Here is a 23242-nt window from a genome sequence, read left to right as displayed (position 1 = left end):
CCATGCTGCGCGGCCAAGTGACAGGCGCCGTCAATCACAGGATAATGCGCGCACTTTTACATGGAGGTTCGCCTTGGCGAACCGGCATTGGTCTTGGCTGTCCGAATCGTTCGTTTGGCTTTCCGCCCCTGACAACCCAGGAGTGTCTGGTTTGATCGTCTTTCGTTATCTGTCCCGCGAGGTCCTGGTGACCTTGAGCGCCGTCAGCGCCGTGCTGCTGGTGATCATCATGAGCGGGCGCTTCATCAAATACCTGGCCCAGGCGGCCCAGGGCGCGCTCGATCCAAGCGTGCTGTTCATGATCATGGGGTTTCGCCTGCCGGGCTTCCTGCAACTGATCCTGCCGCTGGGGCTGTTCCTCGGCATCCTGCTCGCCTATGGCCGGTTGTATCTCGAAAGCGAGATGACCGTGCTGTCGGCCACCGGCATGAGCCAGCAGCGCCTGCTGACCGTGACCATGGTGCCGGCGGCGCTGGTCGCCCTGCTGGTCGCCTGGCTGAGCCTGAGCCTGGCGCCTCTGGGCGTTGCCCAGGTGCAGAAGATCATCGCCCAGCAGGATGCCCTGACCGAGTTCGACACCCTGGTGCCGGGCCGTTTCCAGACCCTGCGCGACGGCTCCCGGGTGACCTACACCGAACAGCTGTCCGATGACCGCATCAAGCTCGGCGGGGTGTTCATCTCCGAGAAGCGCTTCAACCAGGACAAGACCAAGGACCGCGCGCCTTCGGTGCTGGTCGCCGAGAAGGGCCACCAGGAAGTGCAGGCCGACGGCAACCGCTACCTGGTGCTGGAGAACGGCTACCGCTACGACGGCAATCCGGGCCAGGCCGACTACCGGGCGATCAAGTACGACACCTATGGCGTGCTGCTGCCCAAGCCGGAAGTCGCCGAGGAAGTCACCGACCGCGAAGCGATCCCGACGTCCGAACTGTTCGGGCATGAAGGCATTCGCGAGCGAGCCGAGCTGCAATGGCGCCTGTCGCTGCCACTGCTGGTGTTCGTCGTGACGCTGCTGGCGGTGCCGCTGTCGCGCGTCAACCCACGCCAGGGCCGCTTCCTCAAGCTGCTGCCGGCGATCCTTTTGTACATGGCCTATCTGACGATGCTGATTTCCGTGCGTAGCGCCCTGGAGAAGGGCAAGCTGCCCATCTCGCTGGGTATGTGGTGGGTCCATGGCCTGTTCCTGCTGATCGGCCTGGCGCTGATGTATTGGGAGCCGTTGCGCCTCAAACGCGCCGCCCGTCGTGCGGAGGTGGCCCGTGGTTAAACTGGACCGCTACATCGGCAAGAGCGTGCTGCTGGCGATCGCCGCCGTGCTGGGCATCATCCTTGGCCTGGCCTCGCTGTTCGCCCTGATCGACGAACTGAACGACCTGAGTGCCACCTATACCTTCATGGATGCTGGCAGCTTCGTCCTGCTGACCGCGCCGCGCCGTCTCTACGACATGCTGCCGATGGCGGCCCTGATCGGCTGCCTGATCGGCCTGGGCAGCCTGGCCAGCAGCAGCGAACTGACCATCATGCGCGCCGCCGGCGTGTCCATCGGGCGCATCGTCTGGGCGGTGATGAAGCCGATGCTGGTGCTGATGCTGGTCGGCCTGCTGATCGGCGAGTACGTGGCCCCGGTGACCGAGAACAAGGCCCAGGCCGACCGATCGCTGGCCCAGGGTGGCGGCGAGGCGCAAAGCTCCAAGCGCGGCATGTGGCACCGCCAGGGCGAGGAGTTCGTGCATATCAACTCGGTGCAGCCCAATGGCCTGCTGCTGGGCGTGACCCGCTACCGCTTCGACGCCGAGCGCAAGATCCAGACCTCCAGCTTTGCCCGCCGGGCGCAGTATGTGGAAGGCAAGTGGATGCTCAACGATGTCTCCACGACCTACTTCCGCGGCGACCACACCGAAGTGGTCAAGAGCCCTGAAGAGGTGTGGGACGTCTCGGTGACGCCGGAGCTGCTCAACACCGTGGTGCTGGCGCCGGAGTCGCTGTCGATCACCGGGCTGTGGGACTACATCCACTACCTGGCCGACCAGGGACTGAACAACTCGCGCTACTGGCTGGCGTTCTGGACCAAGGTCCTGCAACCGGCGGTCACCGCAGCGCTGGTATTGATGGCGATCTCGTTCATCTTCGGCCCGCTGCGTTCCGTGACCCTGGGGCAGCGCGTGTTCACCGGCGTGCTGGTGGGCTTCGTGTTCCGCATCGCCGGGGACCTGCTGGGGCCATCGAGCCAGGTGTTCGGCTTCCCGCCGTTGCTGGCGGTGGTGATCCCAGCGGGGATCTGTGCGCTGGCGGGCTTGTGGTTGATGCGCCGGGCGGGTTGATGGCCTGAGCTGCACAAAGAAGCCGACCCTGGGGTCGGCTTTTTTGTGCGTAACGGGATGATCAGGATTAACTCATCCTATTGTAGGAGCGGCCTTGTGCCGCGAAAGGGGCGCGAAGCGGCCCCAGGGTCTGCGCCACAAGTCAGATTGCCGGGGCCGCTTCGCAGCCCTTTCGCGGCACAAGGCCGCTCCTACAGGGTGGTCGTCGCTCGGGCTATTTCTTGCGTTTGGGCACGCGCACCAGCTGCGTCTCGGAATAGATGTCGTGCCAGCTGCGCTGGCGCTTGTCGATCAACGACCAGAAGAACCCCAGCCCCAGGCACAGCCAGGACGCGATCGACACCAAAAAGCGCAGCAGCGCCTGCCACAGGCTGATGGCGCTGCCGTCGGCGTTCTGCACGCGCATGCCCCACACTTGCATGCCCAGGGTCTGGCCGCCATGGGTCCAGAATTTGGCGAAGAAGCCGAACAGGGCGAACAGCAGGATCGTCGACAGCAACGGATCGCCATCCAGCGCGCCGGCCTCGGTCAGCTCACGCATGCGCGCCTCGCCGATGATCGCCATCTGGATCATCTTGTAGGCGCCGGCGGTGACGATCAGCAGGGCGGTGCACAGCAGGAAGTCATAGAACATCGCCGCCAGCCGGCGACCCAGGCCGACGGGGGGGAAGTCACCCTGGGGTGAGAGCAGGGGCTTGGACATGCAGGACGGCTCCGAATGGCGAAGCCGCTATTCTACGGGTAAAAAAAAGCCCCTGCACTTGGCAGGGGCTTTTTGAATTCGGGTAATCGCTTAGGCGACAACCTGAACTTTGTCAGCCTGCAGGCCTTTCTGGCCTTGCACGGCTTCGAAGGTGACTTTCTGGCCTTCTTTCAGGCTCTTGAAGCCGTTGCCTTCGATGGCACGGAAGTGAACAAACAGATCAGCACCGCTCTCAGGGGTGATGAAGCCGTAACCTTTCTCGTCATTGAACCACTTGACGGTACCGTTCTGACGCTCAGCCATTGTCTTATTTCCTATGAAACTTGAATTTTGATGACAGTTTCTTTCACGCTTTTGTAAGTGAAAGACTACTGGGCTGGGTTGCAGGAAAGTAAGAGACGTCGAACGGGTTGTAGCAGATTGCGGCTACTGGCCCAGGTCACGAACTGTTGCGACCCATGCAAACACAGTGCGATGACTCTACGCCAACTGCCGAGCGAAAAACAAGCCCTTGCGGGGGGTGAAAATCAGGGTTTTCCCGATAACCGAACGATTTGTCGGAAACGGCGTGGCGCCTGGGCTGGCGCTATGTTCAGAAGTTATTGGACAGGTTCGAAAACGAATATGTCGAACCCGTCCAAACCACTCATTCAGCCACGGTAGTAACGTTGTGCCACGAAAGGCATTTTGCTGACCTTAAGGGCAACTTGCTTGCCGCGGACCACAGCAAACAGAGCGGTATCCAGTGCGGCATGTTCGCTATCGACATACCCCATTGCCACCGGGGCGCCGAGCGTCGGACCAAATCCACCGCTGCACACCTGGCCGACAATTTTGCCGGTGCCGTCGACAATCTCGGCACCCTCGCGCACCGGGGTGCGTTCCTGCGGCAGCAGGCCTACGCGCTTGCGTGCAACTCCTTGTTGCTGCTGGGCGAATACGGCTGCGGCGCCGGGGAAACCACCGGCACGTGCGCCGTCGGCACGGCGCACCTTGGAGATCGCCCACAGCAGGCTGGCCGCGATCGGCGTGGTGGCCGTATTCATGTCGTGGCCATACAGGCACAGGCCAGCTTCCAGGCGCAGCGAGTCGCGTGCCCCCAGGCCGATTGGCTGTACCTCCGGCTCGGCCAGCAGACGGCGGGCCAGGGCTTCGGCCTTGTCGGCCGGCACGGAAATCTCGAAACCGTCCTCACCGGTGTAGCCCGAGCGGCTGACATAGCAGTCGGCGCCGAGCAGTTGAACGGGCTGGAACTGCATGAACGTCATCTTCGCCACTTCCGGGGCCAGGCGCTCCAGCACCTTGACCGCCGCCGGGCCTTGCAGGGCGAGCAGGGCGCGTTCCTCGAACAGCGGCTGGATCTCGCAGCGATTGCCGATATGCTTGCGCAGGTGCGCCAGGTCCTGGTCCTTGCAGGCGGCGTTGACCACCAGGAACAGGGTGTCGTCACCGAGGTTGGCGACCATCAGGTCGTCGAGGATGCCGCCCTCGGCGTTGGTGAACATGGCGTAGCGCTGCATGCCCACCGGCAGGTCGATGATGTCCACCGGTACCAGGCTTTCCAGGGCCTGGGCGGCGTCGCTGCCGCGCAGGATGATCTGGCCCATGTGCGAGACGTCGAACAGGCCGGCCTGCTCGCGGGTGTGCAGGTGCTCCTTGAGCACGCCCAGCGGGTACTGCACCGGCATGTCGTAGCCGGCGAAGGGCACCATGCGCGCGCCCAGTTCCAGGTGCAGGGCGTGCAGCGGGGTCTTGTGCAGTGTTTCGGACATCGGTGACTCCTCGTTTTTTGTTCGGGTCAACATTCGATGATGTTGACGGCCAGACCGCCGCGGGCGGTCTCCTTGTATTTGCTTTTCATGTCGGCGCCGGTCTGGCGCATGGTGCGGATGACCTTGTCGAGCGAGACGTAGTGCTGCCCGTCGCCGCGCAGGGCCATGCGCACCGCGTTGATCGCCTTCACCGAGCCCATGGCGTTGCGCTCGATGCAGGGCACCTGGACCAGCCCGCCGATGGGGTCGCAGGTCAGGCCCAGGTTGTGTTCCATGCCGATCTCGGCGGCGTTTTCCACTTGCTGCGGGCTGCCGCCCATCACTTCGCACAGGGCGCCGGCGGCCATCGAGCAGGCCACGCCGACCTCGCCCTGGCAGCCGACCTCGGCACCGGAGATCGAGGCGTTTTCCTTGTAGAGGATGCCGATTGCCGCGGCGGTGAGCAGGAAGCGCACCACGCCGTCCTCGTTGGCGCCAGGGACGAAGCGCATGTAGTAGTGCAACACCGCCGGAACGATGCCGGCGGCGCCGTTGGTCGGCGCGGTGACCACGCGCCCGCCGTAGGCGTTTTCCTCGTTCACCGCCAGGGCATAGAGGTTGACCCAGTCGAGTACCGACAGCGCATCGCGCAGGCTGGCCTCTGGATGACGGCTGAGCTGGCGGTACAGCGCTGGTGCGCGGCGCTTGACCTTCAGGCCACCCGGCAGGATGCCCTCATGCCTGCAACCCGCCTCGACGCAGTCCTGCATCACCTGCCAGATGCGCAGCAGGCCGGCGCGGGTTTCGGCCTCCGGGCGCCAGGCGGCTTCGTTGGCCAGCATCACCTGGCTGAACGACAGCTGCTCGGTGGTGCAATGGGCCAGCAGTTCCTTGCCGGTCTTGAACGGATAGGCCAGCACGGTGCTGTCCTCGACGATGCGGTCGTGGCCTGCCGCGTCTTCATCGACCACAAAGCCGCCGCCCACCGAGTAGTACTCGCGGCTGCGGATCTGCAGGCCGGCGGCGTCGAAGGCGCGAAAGATCATGCCGTTGGGGTGGTATTCCAGCGGCTTGCGGATCATCGCCAGGTGCTGCTTCTCGACGAAGGCGATTTCGTGCTCGCCGAGCAGGCGCAGGCGGCCGCTGTCGCGAATCGCCTGCAGGCGGGCGGGGATGGTTTCGGTGTCGACGGTGTCGGGATGCTCGCCCTCGAGCCCTAGCAACACGGCCTTGTCGCTGCCGTGGCCCTTGCCGGTGGCGCCGAGCGAGCCGTACAGCTCGGCCTTGACGCTGACCGTGCCGGCCAGCAGGCCGTCACGGCGCAGGCCTTCGGCGAAGCGCGCGGCGGCGCGCATCGGGCCGACCGTGTGCGAGCTGGAGGGGCCGATGCCGATCTTGAACAGGTCGAAGACGCTCAGGGACATGGTGCAACCTCCTGGGTGAGTCGGCATGCGCGGGCGTGGACTGCGTGGGAGCGGGCTTGCCCCGCGATAGGGCCGATACCGCAAATCGCGGGGCAAGCCCGCTCCCACAAAGCCTGCTCCCACAGGCTCACTCCTACATGGAAGAGCTATCAGACGTCCTGATAGCTCTCGATCGACGGGCAGGCGCAGACCAGGTTGCGGTCGCCGAACACGTTGTCGACCCGGCCCACCGGCGGCCAGTACTTGCCTTCCACCAGGCTCGGCAGCGGGTACACCGCCTGCTCGCGGCTGTAGCCGTGGGTCCATTCGCCGGCCAGCTCCGCTGCGGTGTGCGGGGCGTTCTTCAGCGGGTTGTCGTCCTTGTCCAGGCTGCCGTTCTCGACGGCGCGAATTTCCTCGCGGATCTGGATCATCGCGTTGCAGAAGCGGTCCAGCTCTTCTTTGGACTCGCTTTCGGTCGGTTCGATCATCAGCGTGCCGGCCACCGGGAAGGACATGGTCGGGGCGTGGAAGCCGAAGTCGATCAGGCGCTTGGCGACGTCGTCGACGCTGATGCCGCTGGTGTCCTTGAGCGGACGCAGGTCGAGGATGCACTCATGCGCCACCAGGCCGTTGCCGCCGGTGTACAGCACAGGATAGTGCTCTTCCAGGCGACGGGCGATGTAGTTGGCGTTGAGGATCGCCATCTGCGAGGCGCGCTTGAGGCCGGCGCCACCCATCATTCGAATGTACATCCAGGTGATCGGCAGGATACTCGCGCTGCCGAACGGTGCGGCGCACACGGCGCCCGCGGTGTTCTCCAGCGTCGCGTGGCCGGGCAGGAACGGCGCCAGGTGCGACTTGACGCCGATCGGGCCGACGCCCGGGCCGCCACCGCCGTGGGGGATGCAGAAGGTCTTGTGCAGGTTCAGGTGCGAGACGTCGCCGCCGAACTTGCCCGGTGCGCACAGGCCGACCATGGCGTTCATGTTGGCGCCGTCGATGTACACCTGGCCGCCATTGTCGTGGATGATCGCGCAGATCTCGCCGATGGCTTCCTCGAACACGCCGTGGGTCGACGGGTAGGTGATCATGATCGCCGCCAGGCGCTCGCGGTGCTCGATGGCCTTGGCGCGCAGGTCGTCGATGTCGACGTTGCCGCGGGCGTCGCAGGCGGTGACCACCACGCGCATGCCGGCCATGTGCGCGGTGGCGGGGTTGGTGCCGTGGGCCGAGGACGGGATCAGGCAGATGTCGCGGTGGCTGTCGCCACGGCTGCGGTGGTAGGCACGGATCGCCAGGAGGCCTGCGTACTCGCCCTGGGAACCGGCGTTGGGCTGCAGCGACACGGCGTCATAGCCGGTGGCGGCGCAGAGCATGGCCTCCAGCTCGGTGGTCATCTGCAGGTAGCCCTGGCTCTGCTCGGCCGGGGCGAACGGGTGCAGGTTGCCGAACTCGGCCCAGGTCACCGGGATCATCTCGCTGGCGGCGTTGAGCTTCATGGTGCACGAGCCCAGCGGGATCATGCTGCGGTCCAGCGCCAGGTCCTTGTCGGCCAGGCGGCGCAGGTAGCGCATCAGCTCGGTTTCGCTGTGGTAGCGGTTGAACACCGGGTGCTCGAGGATGGCCGACTGGCGCAGCAGGCCGGCCGGCAGGCGTACGGCGACGCTGTTGGCCAGGGCGGCAAAGTCCGGGGTGGCCTGGCCGTCGGCGAACAGTTGCCACAGGGCCTCGACATCGGCCTGGCTGCTGGTTTCGTCCAGCGACAGGCCCAGGTGGGCGGTGTCGACCTGGCGCAGGTTGATGCCCTTGGCGCGGGCCTTGTCGTGCAAGGCGCTGGTGGCGCTGCCGGTGGCCAGGGTCAGGGTATCGAAGAAGTCGCTGGTGACCACTTTCACGCCCAGCTTGGTCAGGCCGGTGGCCAGGATCGCGGTCAGCGCATGGGTACGCTCGGCGATGCGCTTGAGGCCGGCCGGGCCGTGGTACACGGCGTACATGCTGGCGATGTTGGCCAGCAGCACCTGGGCGGTGCAGATGTTGCTGGTGGCCTTCTCGCGGCGGATGTGCTGTTCGCGGGTCTGCATGGCCAGGCGCAGGGCGCTCTTGCCGAAGCGGTCGATCGATACGCCGACCAGGCGCCCCGGCATGTCACGCTTGAACGCGTCGCGGGTGGCGAAGTAGGCCGCGTGCGGGCCACCGAAGCCCAGCGGCACACCGAAGCGCTGGGCGCTGCCGATGGCCACGTCGGCGTCGAATTCGCCCGGCGGGGTGAGCAGGGTCAGGGCCAGCAGGTCGGCGGCCACGGCCACCAGGGCGCCTGCGGCGTGGAAGCGCTGCACCACTTCGCGGTAGTCGAACACGTCACCGTTGCTGGCCGGGTACTGCAGCAGAGCGCCGAAGAAGGCGCTGACATCGCCCAGCTCACGCTCGTCGCCCACCACCACCTCGATGCCCAGCGGCTCGGCACGGGTGCGCAGCACGTCGAGGGTCTGCGGGTGGCAGTGCGCGGAGGCGAAGAAGGCATGGCTGGCCTTGTTCTTCGACAGGCGCTTGCAGAAGGTCATGGCTTCGGCGGCGGCGGTGGCCTCGTCGAGCAGGGAGGCGTTGGCGATCGGCAGGCCGCTGAGGTCGCTGATCAGGGTCTGGAAGTTCAGCAGCGCTTCCAGGCGGCCTTGGGAGATCTCTGGCTGGTACGGGGTGTAAGCGGTGTACCAGGCCGGGTTTTCCAGCAGGTTGCGCAGGATCGGCGCCGGGGTGTGGGTGTTGTAGTAGCCCTGGCCGATGTAGCTCTTGAACAGCTGGTTCTTGCCGGCGATGGCTTTCAGCGCGGCGAGGGCGTCGGCCTCGCTCTGGCCGTCTTCGCTGCCGAGCACGCTGGTGCCCTTGATGCTGTCGGGAATGACCGCGGCGGTCATCGCTTCCAGTGAGTCGAAGCCCAGAGTGGTGAGCATGGCCTGCTCGTCAGCGGCGCGCGGGCCGATGTGACGGGCGACGAATTCGTTGGCGGTGCCGAGGTTGATGGTCATGGTGGATACCTCAGGCGTCGTCGTTGGCTTTGATCAGGCGGTCGTAGGCGTCCTGGTCGAGCAGGGCGTTCACTTCGTTCATGTCGGCGGGGATGAAGCGGAAGAACCAGCCTTCGCCCAAAGGGTCTTCGTTGACCAGCTCGGGGCTGTCGTTCAGGCCTTCGTTGACCGCGACCACTTCGCCGGTCAGCGGCATGTACACGCCACTGGCGGCCTTTACCGATTCCACGGTGGAGGCTTCGGCGCCCTTGTCGTACTGCTGCAGTTCCGGCAGTTGCACATAGACCACGTCGCCGAGGGCGTTCTGGGCGTAGGCGGTGATGCCTACGGTGACGCTGCCGTCGGCTTCGACGCGCAGCCATTCGTGATCTTCGGTGAAACGCAACTCGCTCATGGGAATTCCTCGGGAAGCAGGGGGCGTTGGGCGCGGTAGGCTCCGCGCTCTTAAGGTTGGAATTCCCTTAGCAATAATGTGGCCAGTTATTAAAAGTCCTTATAAATCAATAATTTAAAATTAATCTGTAGGCGCTCTGTCATTCTTGTGGAATGAAAACGATACAGATGGGCTGGGAATCAAAAGCGTTGTGGGATCAAACCCTTGCAAAGGCGCATGCAAATGGGTGTGTATCGATATCGATACATAGGAATGAATTCGTTACATGACGACGTCGCGCGATTCAGCCTCGGGTTGGAATTCCATATTTTCGCAAGCGCTGGGCAATGGCCGTGTGCGAAGTCTGCAAGCGTCCGGCCAACTGCCGGGTCGAGGGGTAGCTGGCGTACAGCCGCTGCAACAGTTCGCGCTCGAAATCCCCCACCGCCTGTTCCAGGCTGGCCACCTCGCCATCCTGCCCGCGTGCCACCGAGGTGCCAGCGATGTCCAGGTCATCGATATCCACCACGTTGCTTTCACAGATGGCCGCGGCGCGGAAGATCACGTTCTGTAGCTGGCGCACGTTGCCCGGCCAGGGATTGGCCAGCAGTGCCGGATGCGTGGCAGGCGCCAGCCGGCAGGCTGGGCGCTGGATCTGGGTGCAGGCCTGCTGCATGAAGAACTGCGCCAGCGACAGGATGTCCTGGCCGCGATCGCGCAGCGGCGGGACCTGCAGGTTGAGCACGTTGAGGCGGTAGAACAGGTCTTCGCGGAAAGTGCCTTCGCCGACCATGCGCTCAAGGTCGCGGTGGGTGGCGCTGATGATGCGCACGTCCACTTTCACCTCGCGGTCGCCGCCTACCCGGCGGAAGCTGCCATCGCTCAGAAAACGCAGCAGTTTGGCCTGCAGGTACGGCGACATTTCGCCGATCTCGTCGAGGAACACCGTGCCCTGGTTGGCCAGTTCCATCAGCCCGGGCTTGCCGCCACGTTGCGCGCCGGTGAAAGCGCCGGGGGCATAGCCGAACAGTTCGCTCTCGGCCAGGCTCTCGGGCAGCGCCGCGCAGTTGAGCGCCAGGAACGGTGCGGCATGGCGGCTGCTGATGGCATGGCAGGCTCGGGCCACCAGCTCCTTGCCGGTACCGGTCTCGCCGTGCACCAGCAGTGGTGCGTCGAGGGTGGCCACGCGCAGGGCGCGGGCCTTGAGGGTACGGATGGCCGGGGAGTCGCCGAGCATGGCGTCGAAACCTTCGGCATGGTCGTGGTGCAGGGCCGACAGGCGCTCACCCATGCGGTTGGGCGGGTACAGGGTCAGCAGGCCGCCGGCGTGGGTGATCGGTGTGGCATCGAGCAGCAGGCTCTGGCCGTTGAGCTGCATCTCGCGCATGGGCAGGTGGAAGTTGTTGTCCAGCAGGGCCTGGAGCAGGTCGGGATCGCCGAACAGCTCGCCCACCGAGCGCCCGGCTGACTCGCGCCCGCACAGGGCGATCAGCGCCGGGTTGGCCAGCAGCACCTTGCCTGCGCTGTCCACCGCCAGCACCGGGTCGCTCATGGCGGCGAGCAGGGCGTCGAGTTGCAGGTGGCGGCGCTGGCCGGGGAGGATGTCGACCACTTGCACCGACTGTACGCCGCGCACCTCGAACAGGGCGTCGTGCAGCTCTTCGAGCACGGCGGGGCTCAGGGTCGGGGCATCGATGTAGACGTTCGGCGGGACCATCTCCACGGCATCGAGGTTGAGGTTGCGGGCACCGAGCAGGGCCAGGACTTCCTGGGTGATGCCGACGCGGTCGATGAAGCTGACGTGGATGCGCATGATGAGCGAGGCTTTGGCCGGGATGGGCGTCAGTATGCCTTGCGATGTCGTTCTAGCCCACTATTGCCGGGGCTGCTGCGCAGCCCTTCCGCGGCACAAGGCCGCTCCTACAGGTGCGTTCGATCCCTGTAGGAACGGCCTTGTGCCGCGAAAGGGCCGCGCAGCGGCCCCGAGGATCACTCCAGATGCTCTGGCTTGATCGGGTCACCCGATTTCACATCCAGCTTGGTGCGAATGTCTTCGAACATGTAGTCATACAGCTTGTGCGGCGAACCGAGGTTCTCGAACTTCTTCGGTGGCGGCAGGAACGACTGGGCCTTGCGGCTCAACTGCATCAGAAAGCTCGGCAGCACCTGGTCCTTGGCCAGGAAGAACTTTTCGTCCACCGCCTTGCCTTCGATCTTGCCATGCATGCGGAACTGGATGCCGCGGCCTTCACTCGGGTCCGACACGGCCTCGTAGTCGATGCACAGGTCGTAGCTGTGGTCGTTGGTGTTCAGCGCGGTGCGCTCGATATGCACGTGACCAGGTTGATACTGGGCCATGGCGAGTCCTCCGGAAGGTTGAAAACGGCGGGTGCCAGGCACCCGCCAACTGCATTCAACGGTAGCTGATACCGGGCTTGGCGGTGGAAACCCGCGTGCCGGCGGTGCCCTTGACGATGTCCTCGATGTTCTCCAGCGAGCTGATCACCGCCACCTTGCCGGTGTTGCGCGCAAAGTCGCAGGCGGCCTGGACCTTCGGCCCCATGGAGCCGGCGGCAAAGCCCAGTTTTTCGAGCTCGTCCGGATGAGCCTGGGCGATGGCTTTTTTCGTCGGTTTACCGAAATCAATGTACGCCGCGTCGACGTCGGTGGCGATGATCAGCAGGTCGGCTTCCAGTTGTTCGGCGAGCAGCGCCGAGCACAGGTCCTTGTCGATCACCGCCTCGATGCCCTTGAGCTTGCGGTTCTCGTCATACATGGTGGGGATGCCGCCGCCGCCGGCGCAGATCACGATGCTGCTCTTCTCCAGCAGCCACTTGATCGGGCGGATCTCGAAGATGCGCTTGGGTTTCGGGCTGGCCACCACGCGGCGGTACTTGTCGCCGTCGGGCTTGACCACCCAGCCTTTTTCCTTGGCCAGGCGTTCGGCCTCGTCCTTGGCGTAGACCGGGCCGATGAACTTGGTCGGGTCCTTGAACGCCGGGTCGTTGGCGTCCACTTCCACCTGGGTGAGCAGGGTGGCGAACGGCACCTCGAAGGCCAGCAGGTTGCCCAGCTCCTGTTCGATCATGTAGCCGATCATGCCTTCGGTCTCGGCGCCGAGCACGTCCAGCGGATAGGCTTCATCCGGCTTGTACGACAGCCCCTGCAGCGACAGCAGGCCGACCTGCGGGCCGTTGCCGTGGGCGATGACCAGTTCGTTGCCGGGGTGGATCTTGGCGATCTGCTCGGTGGCGGTGCGGATATTGGCGCGCTGGTTGTCGGCGGTCATCGGTTCGCCGCGGCGCAGCAGGGCGTTGCCGCCCAATGCAACAACGATACGCATGGGGAATGTCCTTTAAACGGGGAGTGACGATCCTGTGGGAGCGGGTTTACCCGCGAATGCGTCAGCAGGGCCAGCGATGTCGTCTGGGCTGGCCCTTTCGCGGGTGAACCCGCTCCCACAGGGATCGAGGATGGCCTTAGAGGTCAGCCAGGGTCGACACCAGGATCGCCTTGATCGTGTGCATGCGATTCTCCGCCTGCTCGAAGGCGATGCACGCCGGCGACTCGAACACGTCATCGGTCACTTCGATGCCGTTGGCCAGGTCCGGGTACTGCTCGGCGATCTGCTTGCCGACCTTGGTCTCGGAGTTGTGGAACGCCGGCAGGCAGTGCATGAACTTGGTCCGTGGGTTGCCGGTGGCCTTCATCAGTTCCTTGTTCACCTGATAGGGCTTGAGCTGTTTGATGCGCTCGCCCCAGGCTTCGATCGGCTCGCCCATCGACACCCAGACGTCGGTGTGGACGAAGTCAACGCCCTTGACCGCGGCTTTCGGGTCTTCGGTCAGGGTGATGCGCGCGCCGCTTTCCTCGGCGTACTTGTGGCAGCGCTCGACCAGGTCGTCATGGGGCCACAGGGCCTTGGGCGCGGCGATGCGCACGTCCATGCCGAGTTTGGCGCCGATCAGCAGCAGCGAGTTGCCCATGTTGTTGCGGGCGTCGCCCAGGTAGGCGTAGCTGATGTCGTGCAGCGGCTTGTCGCTGTGCTCGCGCATGGTCAGCACGTCGGCGATCATCTGGGTCGGGTGGTATTCGTCGGTCAGGCCGTTGAACACCGGCACGCCGGCGAACTTGGCCAGTTCCTCGACGATCTCCTGCTTGAAGCCACGGTACTCGATGGCGTCGTACATGCGCCCGAGCACGCGCGCAGTGTCCTTCATGCTCTCCTTGTGGCCGATCTGCGAGGAGTTGGGGTCGATGTAGGTGACGTTGGCGCCCTGGTCGTAGGCGGCGACTTCGAAGGCGCAGCGGGTGCGGGTCGAGGTCTTCTCGAAGATCAGGGCGATGTTGTTGCCCTTCAGGTGCTGCTGCTCGGTGCCGGTGTACTTGGCGCGCTTGAGGTCGCGGGACAGGTCCAGCAGGTAGCGCAGTTCGCGGGTGCTGTGGTGTTCGAGGCTGAGCAGGTTGCGGTTGTGGATATTGAACGCCATGACGGTTCTCCTTGGATTCGGTGAGGTGCCCGGCCGCTGCCTCGTGGGCGCGGCCGGTTTCGATGGGCGTTAGTAGTCGATAGGGTCGCGCACGATCGGGCAGGTCATGCAGTGGCCGCCGCCGCGGCCCCGGCCCAGCTCGCCGGCGCTGATGGTGATGACCTCGATCCCGGCCTTGCGCAGCAGGGTGTTGGTGTAGGTGTTGCGGTCGTAGCCAATGACCACGCCGGGTTCCACGGCCACCACGTTGTTGCCGTCATCCCATTGTTCGCGTTCGGCGGCGAAGCTGTTGCCGCCGGTCTCGACCACGCGCAATTTCTTGAGGTTGAGCGATTCGGCGACCACCTCGATGAATGATTTGTTCTCGCGGCGCACATCCATGCCATAAGGCTTGCTGCTATCAGGACGGATCACGAACGGCACGATTTCCTTGACCACTTCGGGGAAGACGGTGACCAGATCGCGGTCGCAGAAGCTGAACACGGTGTCCAGGTGAATCGCTGCGCGGGACTTCGGCAGCCCGGCGACCACCACCTTCTCTACCGCACCCTTGGCGAACAGCGATTGCGCCAGTTGGCCGATGGCCTGGCGCGAGCTGCGCTCTCCCATGCCGATCAGCACGACACCATTGCCGATCGGCATCACATCGCCGCCTTCAAGGGTAGCTTTGCCGTGGTCCTTGTCCGGGTCGCCGTACCAGACTTCAAAGTCGGCATTGGTAAATTCGGGGTGGAACTTGTAGATGGCGCTGGTCAACAGAGTCTCTTGGCGTCGCGCCGGCCAGTACATTGGGTTGAGTGTAACGCCACCGTAAATCCAGCAAGTGGTGTCACGGGTGAACTGGGTATTGGGCAGCGGGTCGAGCAGGAAACTGGAGTGGCCGAGGTAATCGCGATACATCTTGATCACGCTCGCGCCTTCGCTGTCGGGCAGGTCTTCACCTGCCACGCCGCCGATCAGGAACTCGGCCAACTTGCGCGGCTCGAGGTCTTCGAGCCAGCTGCGCACTTCGTTTTTCAGGCCGATACCGACAGTGTCGTCGGTGATCTTGCGATCGAGAATCCACTTCAGTGCTTCGGGATTCTGGATGGTCTCGGTCAGCAGATTGTGCATTTCCAGCACTTCGATGCCGCGCTCGCGCATCTTGGTGACAAAATCGAAGTGGTCGCGCTTGGCCTGGTTGACCCAGATGACGTCATCGAACAGCAACTCGTCGCAGTTGCTCGGGGTCAGGCGCTGGTGCGCAAGGCCTGGGCTGCAGACCATCACTTTGCGCAGTTTGCCGGCTTCGGAGTGAACGCCGTATTTCTGTTTCTCAGTGGACATGGTGAATCCTCCTGTAAAGCGAAGACGTGGGGTTCAGAGAGTCAGGAAACCGTCGTACAGGCCGTAGGCCGCCACCAGGGCGCCCGCGACCACGGCGGCGAAGATCAGTTTTTCCACGCTGGTGAAGATCGGTTGGCCGACCTCGCGCTTGGCCTTGGCGAACAGGATCGCGCCAGGGGCGTAGAGCAGGGCCGAGAGCAGCAGGTATTTCACGCCGCCGGCGTACAGCAGCCAGATTGCGTAGAGCAGGGCGATGCCGCCGATGATCAGGTCTTTCTTGCGTTCGGCCAGGGCCTGTTCGTAGGTCTCGTTGCGCCAGGCCAGCAGGAAGGCGTAGGCCGCCGACCATAGGTAAGGCACCAGGATCATCGAGGTGGCGAGGTAGATCAGCGACAGGTAGGTGCTGTTGGAGAACAGGGTGATGACCAGGAAGATCTGCACCATGGCGTTGGTCAGCCACAGGGCGTTGGCCGGCACATGGTTGGCGTTCTCGCGGCGCAGGAACTCCGGCATGGTGTGGTCCTTGGCGGCGGCGAACATGATCTCGGCGCACAGCAGCACCCACGACAGCAGGGCGCCCAGCAGCGAGATGATCAGGCCGACGCTGATCAGCACCGCGCCCCAGTGGCCGACCACGTGTTCCAGCACGGCGGCCATCGACGGGTTCTGCAGCTTGGCCAGCTCCGGCTGGGTCATCACGCCGAGCGACAGTACGTTGACCAGCACCAGGAACAGCAGCACGGTGACGAAGCCGATGACCGTGGCCTTGCCGACGTCGGAGCGTTTTTCCGCACGGGAAGAGAAGATGCTCGCGCCTTCGATGCCGATGAACACCCACACGGTGACCAGCATCATGTTGCGCACCTGGTTCATCACGCTGCCCAGGTCCGGCGTGCCGACGGCCCAGATGTCCGCGGTAAACACATCGAGCTTGAAGGCGAACAGGCAGATCAGCGCGAACAGCGCCAGCGGCACGACCTTGGCCACGGTGGTGACCAGGTTGATGAAGGCGGCTTCCTTGATGCCGCGCAGCACCAGGAAGTGCACCGCCCACAGCAGAACGGAAGCACCGATCACCGCCGCGGGAGTGTTGCCTTCACCGAATACCGGGAAGAAATACCCCAAGGTGCTGAACAGCAGCACGAAGTAGCCGACGTTGCCCAGCCAGGCACTGATCCAGTAGCCCCAGGCCGAGGAGAAACCCATGTAGTCGCCGAAGCCGGCCTTGGCGTAGGCGTATACCCCGCCGTCAAGGTTTGGCTTGCGGTTGGCCAGGGTCTGGAAGACGAAGGCGAGGGTGAGCATGCCCACCGCGGTGATGGCCCAGCCGATCAGCACGGCGCCGACGCCGGCGCTGGCGGCCATGTTCTGCGGCAACGAGAAGATCCCGCCACCGATCATCGAGCCGACGACAAGTGCAACAAGTGCACCTAGTTTTAGTTTTCCGGGAGAATCAGACATTTAACGACTCCGTACCAGGAGAAAGTTGACCTCAGAATAAATCTGACGCCTGGATCATTCGCTGACTTAGATCAGTTCATGCCCGCATGAAGATCAGAAAAATCCTTCACGCGCCTCCTGGAGGATGCCGACAGCTCTGACGCAGGCCTTGTGCGCTGGCACCTCCATGTCCTTCTAGAGCAAACGCTCCGTTTCGCCTGCGAACTGAGAAGTTAGTCCGTTTTGCGGTTTTCGCAAATTTTTCACAGCAAATAGCGACGGGTTTAGACGATCCGCAAAGTAGTCGACTAATGTGATTTTTATTAAGGTGTCGCTATAGACAACATGGTTATGAGTGCTATAGGTTTAATGGCTTTATTTGATAAAAAACTTGTAACAATAATGTCGGCCAATACGTTCACGCGCGCCCGCGCACGAGGAGCCCCATGAGCGAACCGGGACAGAAACTGCGTCTAGGGGCGCTGATCGCGCTGGTGGTCGGCTCGATGATCGGTGGCGGGATCTTCTCGTTGCCGCAGAACATGGCCGCCCGTGCCGATGTCGGGGCGGTGCTGATCGGCTGGGGCATCACCGCGGTGGGGATGCTGGCGCTGGCCTTCGTGTTCCAGACCCTGGCTAACCGCAAGCCGGAGCTGGACTCCGGGGTGTATGCCTACGCCAAGGCCGGCTTTGGTGATTACATGGGTTTCTCCTCGGCTTGGGGCTACTGGATCAGCGCCTGGCTGGGCAACGTCGGCTACTTCGTGCTGCTGTTCAGCACCCTCGGCTTTTACTTTCCAGTGTTCGGCGAAGGCAACACGCCGGTGGCCATCGGCTGCGCCTCGCTGCTGCTGTGGGCGGTGCATTTCCTGGTGCTGCGCGGCATCAAGGAAGCCGCCTTCATCAACCAGGTGACCACCGTGGCCAAGGTCGTGCCGCTGCTGATGTTCATCGTCATCGCCGCCTTCGCCTTTCGCGCCGACATCTTCACCCGCGACATCTGGGGGCTGAGCAATCCGCAGTTCGGCAGCGTGCTGGAGCAGGTGCGCAACATGATGCTGGTGACAGTGTTCGTGTTTATCGGTATCGAGGGCGCGAGTGTCTATTCGGGGCGGGCGCTGCACCGCTCGGACGTGGGCAAGGCCACCGTGGTCGGTTTTCTCGGCGTGCTGGCGCTGCTGGTGTTGGTCAACGTGCTGTCGCTGGGGGTGATGACCCAGCCGGAGCTGGCTGGCTTGCAGAACCCCTCGCTGGCCTCGGTGCTGGAGCATATCGTCGGGCCCTGGGGGGCGCTGTTGATCAGCATCGGCCTGGCGGTGTCGCTGCTGGGGGCATTGCTGTCGTGGGCGCTGCTGTGCGCCGAGATCCTCTATGCCACCGCCCGGGACAAGACCATGCCGCGCTTCCTGGCGCGGGAGAACGCCAACCAGGTACCGGCCAACGCGCTATGGCTGACCAATGTGATGATCCAGGGCTTCCTGCTGATCACGCTGTTCTCGGCGGGGACCTACACCAGCCTGATCTACCTGGCGTCGTCGATGATCCTGGTGCCGTATTTCTGGTCGGCAGCCTACGCCGTGCTGCTGGCCTGGCGTGGCGAAGGCTACCAGGGACAGGCGGGGCTGCGGCGCAAGGACCTGCTGGTGGCGGCGGTCGCGCTGCTGTACGCGGTCTGGCTGCTGTATGCCGGTGGGCTCAAGTACGTGTTGCTGTCGGCGCTGCTGTATGCGCCCGGGGTGATCCTGTTCGCCCGGGCCAAGCGCGAGCAGGGGCAAGTGCTGTTTACCGCGTGGGAGAAACTGATCTTCGCGGCGGTACTGGCGGGGGCGGGGCTGGCGGCGTATGCCCTGTATTCGGGGTTGTTGAGCCTGTGATCAGGCCGGGCGTCGGCCCTGTAGGAGCGGCCTTGTGCCGCGAAAGGGACGCGCAGCGGCCCCTGGATCTCAGGAATGCCTCAGGATTGCCGGGGCTGCTACGCAGCCCTTTCGCGGCACAAGGCCGCTCCTACCGGGTATCCGGCAGTCACCACTGGGCAGGTGCGGAGCCAAGCTCGCAGGCTCCCCGCGCCCAGCTCATGGTGGCCTCACCCACCTTCAACGGCGCCCTGATCCGCTGTGCTTCGCCCCAAGGTGTGTGTTCGATGTGCGGATCGATGTCCAGCGCCGACTCCGCGGCCAATGCCAGGTCCTCTTCCACGGTGCCTCGTTCGATCAGCAATGCCGCCGTGCGTGCCAGTGACAGCCTGGACCGGCATCCCTCGCCTCGTCCCAACGCCCGTATCACTTCGGCCGCCGTCAGGTATCCGGTGGTGTGATCCAGCGCCTGCACCGGTAGTGGTACGGGCCGATCCGCCTGGCGCCAGCGAGCCCGTTGCAGTACATCCGGCGCCGCAGCGCAAATGAATCAACCTTGCAGTTCGACAGCGCCGGGTGGCGTCGGACGTTCCGGGCGCGACCAGATCCACAGGTTGCCCAGGGTCATGCCGGCGATGGCGAGGAACACCGGCCAGTGGTGTTCGAGCACGGTCAGCATCAGGCCGGCGCACAGCAGCATGCTGATGGTCGCGCTGACCTTGGCGCGGCGCTGGATCACCTTGCCGTTGCGCCAATTGTAGAGGATCGGGCCGAACAGCCGGTGGTTCTCCAGCCAGGCGGACAGGCGCGGCGAGCTGCGGGTCGCGGCCCAGGCGGCGAGGAGGATGAACTCGGTGGTGGGCAGCCCGGGAATGACGATGGCCACCAGGCCGATGCCCAGGCTGACATAGGCCAGGATCGCGTAGAGCAGGCGGGACAGTTTCGAGCGGGCGATTCGGGTCATGGTCTCACTGCAACGGTGTGGCCGCCCGCAGGCGGCCGGGTAAAGCGTGTCAGGCCAGCGCGGCGTCGGCGGCGTAGGCATGCTTGAGCAGCTCGGTGAAGCGCTCGAAGGCGGCGACCGCGCCACGCTCGGCGGCGGCGTCTTCCTCGGGCGACAGGTCCAGGCTGTCGAGGATGCGGGTGAACTGCTTCCAGCCTTCGGCACGGCCACCGGCCGGTTCGCCCAGGTGACGGGCACCGAAGGTCTCGGACAGCTCCAGGGCCACGGCGCGCTTGATCAGGAACGCGGCGCCCAGTTTGGAGCCTTCGGAGACGAAGATCCAGCCCAGGGCCTCGCCCAGGCTTGGCTTGCCCAGGGCGCCGGCGAAGGGCGCGGGCACTTCGGTGTCGAGGTCGGCCAGGTCCAGGCGGGCCTGTTCGGCGCGGCAGCGCGCGGCGAGGTCGGGCACGATGGCGATCAGTTGCGGGTCGGTGTACAGCGCCTGCAGCTCGGACTGGAACAGGTACTGGGCAACCACGAAGCGGGCGAAGCTTTCACGGCTGTCGAACGGCTTGTGCGATTTGACCAGGGCGTCCAGCTCGGTGTGCGGGGCGTGGGTGACCTGGTTCAGGCGCTGGGAGCGCAGGGCGGCGCGTTCGGTGGAAGGGGCGGTCATGGGGGCATCCTTGGAAAATGGGGCTGTCTAGTGACAAGACGAAAAGGAAGACGCGGGACAGTAAAAAAACCTCACCTGCGAAGTGAAATCATTCGCAAAACGTGTTTGCTGCTATTCGCGGGTAAACCCGCTCCCACAGGTCTTGCGAGCGACGCGGAACCTGTGGGAGCGGGTTTACCCGCGAAGAAAACAGCGACGGTGTTGGGTCCAGGCCTCAGATATCCCACACCAGGTTGATGGCGAAGTTGCGCCCCGGCGCGGTCAGGCGGTCCAGGTTGGCCGGCTGGGTGACGGCAGCTTCGCCCACACCGTTCTGGTCACCGACCATGGCGTACTTGCGCACGTCGTCCCACTGCCAGTACTTCTTGTCGGCCAGGTTGTACACGCCGCCGTTGATGGTCAGGTCGTCGGTGATCCGGTAGAAGCCGGTCAGGTCCAGCACGCCGTAGCCGGGCGTGCGGAAGTTCGAGCTGGAACCGTCGGGGGCGAAGAACTTGGTATCGTCCACGCGGTTCTTGCGCTTGACCACGGTCCAGCTGAGCTGGGTGCCATAGTCGATCTGCTCGTAGCCCAGGCCGAACACGCCGGTCAGCGGGTTGACGCTGTTCAGCGGTTGGCCGGTGTCGTCGTTGCGCCCGTAGGCATAGGCGATGGAGCCGACGGTGTACAGGCCTTCAGGCGCGCCGAAGCGGTCCAGGTTGAGGCGGCCCTTGACTTCGGCGCCCTTGATGGTGGCGTGCTTGATGTTGTTGGCCTGGAAGGAGGTCCCCAGGTTGGTCGACTGCACGGCCTCTTCGTTGATGAAATCGCGGTACTTGTTGTAGAACACCGCGACATCGAAGTTGCCGGCGTCGAAGTTGCCACGCAGGCCGGTTTCGTAGCTCTTGCTCTTCTCCGGCTCCAGCCCCGGGTTGGGCTCGACCACATAGCCGCCGGCGAGGTTTTCGAAGCGGCCCCAGATCGCCTTGGCGCTCGGCGTGCGGAAACCTTCGGCGTACTGCCCGTACCAGGTGTAGTTGTCGTTGAAGGCATAGGTCACGCCCAGCTTGGGCGATACGCGGTGCCATTTCTTGTCGTCGTCGTTCAGACGGCTTTGCCCGGTGGGGCTGGTGCTCTGCACACCGCGCAGGTATTCGGCGGTCATCTTCGGATCGATGCGGGTGTAGTCGTAGCGAGCGCCCGGCAGGAAGGTCCAGTTGTTCCAGCGGATCTCGTCCTGGGCGAACAGGCTGTAGGTATTGACGGTCGGATCCGGGAAGTCGCTGACCGGTGCCGGGGTGTCGGCCGGGCTGATCTGGCCGATGAATCGGCAGGCGCCGCCCACCACCAGGCAGGTGCCCTTGCCGGTGCGCAGGCCGGTGATCTTTTCGTGCTTGAGCGTGGTGCCGTAAGTGAGCAGGTGGTCGGTTTCACCGATGCGGAACGCCTTGTCCAGCTGGGCATCAAGCACCCATTGGCGGTCCTTGTAGGTGGTGTCGCGTTCGCGCAGCACCGTGCGGCTGAACGGGAAGTAGATTTCCGAGGTTGCCTGGTCGGTCTTGGCGATCTGGTAGTTCAGGCTCCACTTGACGTGGTCGGCGACCAGCGAATCCAGGCCGAATTCATGATTGATGCCGAAACGCTCGCGGGTGACGGTATCGTTGCCGGTGCGGCTGCGGTACATGCCCAGGGGCGAGCCGCCGTTGAACGGTCCGCCCACTGCGCTGAGGATGTTCTGGTCGCGATCATCCTTGTAGTGCTCGTAGGTCAGCCCGAACCGCGCGTCGTCGGCGTAGTTCCAGCCCAGCTTGGCCAGCACGTTGGTGGTGCGAACGTCTTCGGGGTTGGCTTTGGTCCGGTTGATGCCGGCACCGCCATGCCCGCCATAGGACTCGGTCTCGTGGCCATTGCGCTGGCTCAGGTGCAGCAGGCCGTCGAAGTCACCCTGGCGGCCCGCTACGGTGGCCGAGGTCAGCCAGCTTTCGTCGGCGGAGCTGTAGCCGGTCTTCAGGCGTGCGCCGACATCCTTGCCTGGCTTGATGATGTCTTCCGGGTCGAGGGTGTAGTAGCTCACCGCGCCGCCAATGGCGTTGCTGCCGTACAGCACGGAGGCCGGGCCGCGCAGGATCTCCACGCGTTTGACGATCTCGGGGTCGACATAGTTGCGCTGGGTCTGGGCGTAGGGGCCGTTGAAGAAGCTGTCGGGAATCGACACGCCGTCCACCTGGGTCAGCACCCGGTCGCCATCGATACCGCGGATGTTGTAGCCGTTCAGGCCGCTGCGCTGGCCGGTGCCGGACACCGATACACCGGGTTCGTAGCGCACCAGTTGCTTGATGTCGTTGACGTTCTGCCGATCCAGCTGCTCGCGGGTCTGCACGCTGACGGTGCTCGGCACCTGGCTGACATCCTGGGCGCTGCGGGTGGCGCTGACGGTCACCTGTTGCAGGGCGATGGCGTTGCCGGCGGACTGGCGCTCAAGCACCACGTTGCCGTTGCCGATCTTGCGGAAGCTAAGGCCGGTGCCGCGCAGCAGGCGTTGCAGCGCCATCTCCGGGGGCAGCGAGCCCTGCACGCCCGGCGAGGCCACGCCGTCGGCCAGCTCGGCGCTGAAGCCGACCTGCCAGCCGGTCACCTTGCTGAAGGCGTTGATGGCCTCGACCAGCGGCTGCTGGGTGATGGCGAAGCGGTAGTCGCCCATGCGCGGGCTGCTCGCCTGGGCTGGTTCCACGGCCAGCGCCGGCAGGCTGCAGGCGCCGCTGGCGAGCAGGGCCAGGGTCAGCAGGGACAATTGCCCGCGACGGCGGGTAGAAGTGGACGGGCGGGTCTGACCTGTGGGCATTGAAAGCGCTCCCTGTCGCGCGTGAGTTATAGGCGGTGCTTGTTCTCGTTTTCGAACGAGAATCAATCGTATTGGCTATAACGAGACGGGCGAGGCAGGGCGATCGCGTAAAAAAA

General features: G+C 64.4%; 19 protein-coding genes. 3 read left to right on the top strand and 16 right to left on the bottom strand.

The annotated features are described in order from the left end of the window. The first annotated feature begins 151 nt into the window (after positions 1 to 151). Together lptF and lptG are read left to right on the top strand one after the other, a co-directional pair. Positions 152 to 1267: an LPS export ABC transporter permease LptF gene (lptF, locus tag LU671_RS14085; RefSeq protein ID WP_232855973.1), complete on the top strand. Its 1116-nt coding sequence runs from the start codon at positions 152 to 154 to the stop codon at positions 1265 to 1267. After that, positions 1260 to 2321: an LPS export ABC transporter permease LptG gene (gene lptG, locus LU671_RS14080; RefSeq protein ID WP_110738291.1), complete on the top strand. Its 1062-nt coding sequence runs from the start codon at positions 1260 to 1262 to the stop codon at positions 2319 to 2321. Before lptF ends, lptG begins: the two co-directional genes overlap by 8 nt. A gap of 214 nt (positions 2322 to 2535) precedes the next feature. On the opposite strand, the gene LU671_RS14075 is transcribed toward lptG, so the two are convergent. From LU671_RS14075 to arcD (LU671_RS14020), 12 genes are all read right to left on the bottom strand, one after another. Beyond that, entirely contained in the window at positions 2536 to 3024 is a 489-nt protein-coding gene (locus LU671_RS14075; protein WP_232855972.1) for an RDD family protein, read from the bottom strand. A 90-nt stretch (positions 3025 to 3114) separates the two neighbouring features. After that, the gene (locus LU671_RS14070) at positions 3115 to 3327 is read right to left on the bottom strand and encodes a cold-shock protein (protein WP_050704121.1); all 213 of its coding nucleotides are present in this window, start codon (positions 3325 to 3327) and stop codon (positions 3115 to 3117) included. Positions 3328 to 3674: 347 nt separating this feature from the next. Beyond that, positions 3675 to 4796 (bottom strand): glycine cleavage system aminomethyltransferase GcvT, encoded by a 1122-nt coding sequence (gene gcvT / locus LU671_RS14065; protein ID WP_232855971.1) that lies wholly within the window; start codon positions 4794 to 4796, stop codon positions 3675 to 3677. Between the two features lie 26 nt (positions 4797 to 4822). After that, positions 4823 to 6199 carry an L-serine ammonia-lyase gene (locus tag LU671_RS14060; protein ID WP_203650879.1) on the bottom strand — a complete coding sequence of 459 codons (1377 nt, stop codon included), beginning with the start codon at positions 6197 to 6199 and terminating at the stop codon, positions 4823 to 4825. Between the two features lie 149 nt (positions 6200 to 6348). Beyond that, positions 6349 to 9204, bottom strand: a complete 2856-nt coding sequence (gcvP, locus tag LU671_RS14055; RefSeq protein ID WP_232855970.1) for an aminomethyl-transferring glycine dehydrogenase — start codon at positions 9202 to 9204, stop codon at positions 6349 to 6351. Between the two features lie 10 nt (positions 9205 to 9214). Further along, positions 9215 to 9598, bottom strand: coding sequence for a glycine cleavage system protein GcvH (gene gcvH, locus LU671_RS14050; protein ID WP_232855969.1), 384 nt, complete (start codon positions 9596 to 9598; stop codon positions 9215 to 9217). Between the two features lie 283 nt (positions 9599 to 9881). Beyond that, the gene (locus LU671_RS14045; protein WP_232855968.1) at positions 9882 to 11390 is read right to left on the bottom strand and encodes a sigma-54-dependent transcriptional regulator; all 1509 of its coding nucleotides are present in this window, start codon (positions 11388 to 11390) and stop codon (positions 9882 to 9884) included. A 176-nt stretch (positions 11391 to 11566) separates the two neighbouring features. Next, positions 11567 to 11935, bottom strand: coding sequence for a DUF5064 family protein (locus LU671_RS14040; protein WP_203650888.1), 369 nt, complete (start codon positions 11933 to 11935; stop codon positions 11567 to 11569). A gap of 55 nt (positions 11936 to 11990) precedes the next feature. Then, on the bottom strand, positions 11991 to 12920 hold the full coding sequence (gene arcC, locus LU671_RS14035; RefSeq protein WP_203650896.1) for a carbamate kinase: 930 nt from the start codon (positions 12918 to 12920) through the stop codon (positions 11991 to 11993). Positions 12921 to 13056: 136 nt separating this feature from the next. Continuing rightward, positions 13057 to 14067 carry an ornithine carbamoyltransferase gene (locus tag LU671_RS14030; RefSeq protein WP_110738301.1) on the bottom strand — a complete coding sequence of 337 codons (1011 nt, stop codon included), beginning with the start codon at positions 14065 to 14067 and terminating at the stop codon, positions 13057 to 13059. 69 nt (positions 14068 to 14136) lie between these two features. After that, positions 14137 to 15393 carry an arginine deiminase gene (gene arcA / locus LU671_RS14025; protein ID WP_232855967.1) on the bottom strand — a complete coding sequence of 419 codons (1257 nt, stop codon included), beginning with the start codon at positions 15391 to 15393 and terminating at the stop codon, positions 14137 to 14139. Between the two features lie 33 nt (positions 15394 to 15426). Further along, entirely contained in the window at positions 15427 to 16854 is a 1428-nt protein-coding gene (arcD, locus tag LU671_RS14020) for an arginine-ornithine antiporter (protein ID WP_203650898.1), read from the bottom strand. A gap of 425 nt (positions 16855 to 17279) precedes the next feature. Between arcD (LU671_RS14020) and arcD (LU671_RS14015) the strand changes: the two genes are divergently transcribed. Further along, a complete protein-coding gene (gene arcD / locus LU671_RS14015; RefSeq protein ID WP_232855966.1) occupies positions 17280 to 18707 on the top strand; it encodes an arginine-ornithine antiporter in 1428 nt (475 codons plus the stop codon). A gap of 148 nt (positions 18708 to 18855) precedes the next feature. Here arcD (LU671_RS14015) and LU671_RS14010 read toward each other — a convergent pair whose 3' ends face one another. The 4 genes from LU671_RS14010 to LU671_RS13995 all read right to left on the bottom strand — a co-directional run bounded on the left by LU671_RS14010 (position 18856) and on the right by LU671_RS13995 (position 23126). After that, the gene (locus LU671_RS14010) at positions 18856 to 19050 is read right to left on the bottom strand and encodes a hypothetical protein (protein ID WP_203650908.1); all 195 of its coding nucleotides are present in this window, start codon (positions 19048 to 19050) and stop codon (positions 18856 to 18858) included. Positions 19051 to 19236: 186 nt separating this feature from the next. Further along, positions 19237 to 19650 carry a YbaN family protein gene (locus LU671_RS14005; protein ID WP_028691980.1) on the bottom strand — a complete coding sequence of 138 codons (414 nt, stop codon included), beginning with the start codon at positions 19648 to 19650 and terminating at the stop codon, positions 19237 to 19239. Between the two features lie 49 nt (positions 19651 to 19699). Further along, positions 19700 to 20305: a biliverdin-producing heme oxygenase gene (locus tag LU671_RS14000; protein WP_062360424.1), complete on the bottom strand. Its 606-nt coding sequence runs from the start codon at positions 20303 to 20305 to the stop codon at positions 19700 to 19702. Between the two features lie 214 nt (positions 20306 to 20519). Beyond that, complete coding sequence (locus tag LU671_RS13995; protein WP_232855965.1) at positions 20520 to 23126, bottom strand: TonB-dependent receptor; 2607 nt, start codon at positions 23124 to 23126, stop codon at positions 20520 to 20522. Positions 23127 to 23242: the final 116 nt, after the last annotated feature.

This window comes from Pseudomonas sp. NMI760_13 (genome assembly GCF_021283245.1).
GTDB classification, from domain to species: domain Bacteria; phylum Pseudomonadota; class Gammaproteobacteria; order Pseudomonadales; family Pseudomonadaceae; genus Aquipseudomonas; species Aquipseudomonas peradeniyensis.
This window is presented reverse-complemented; position numbering and strand designations above follow the sequence as displayed.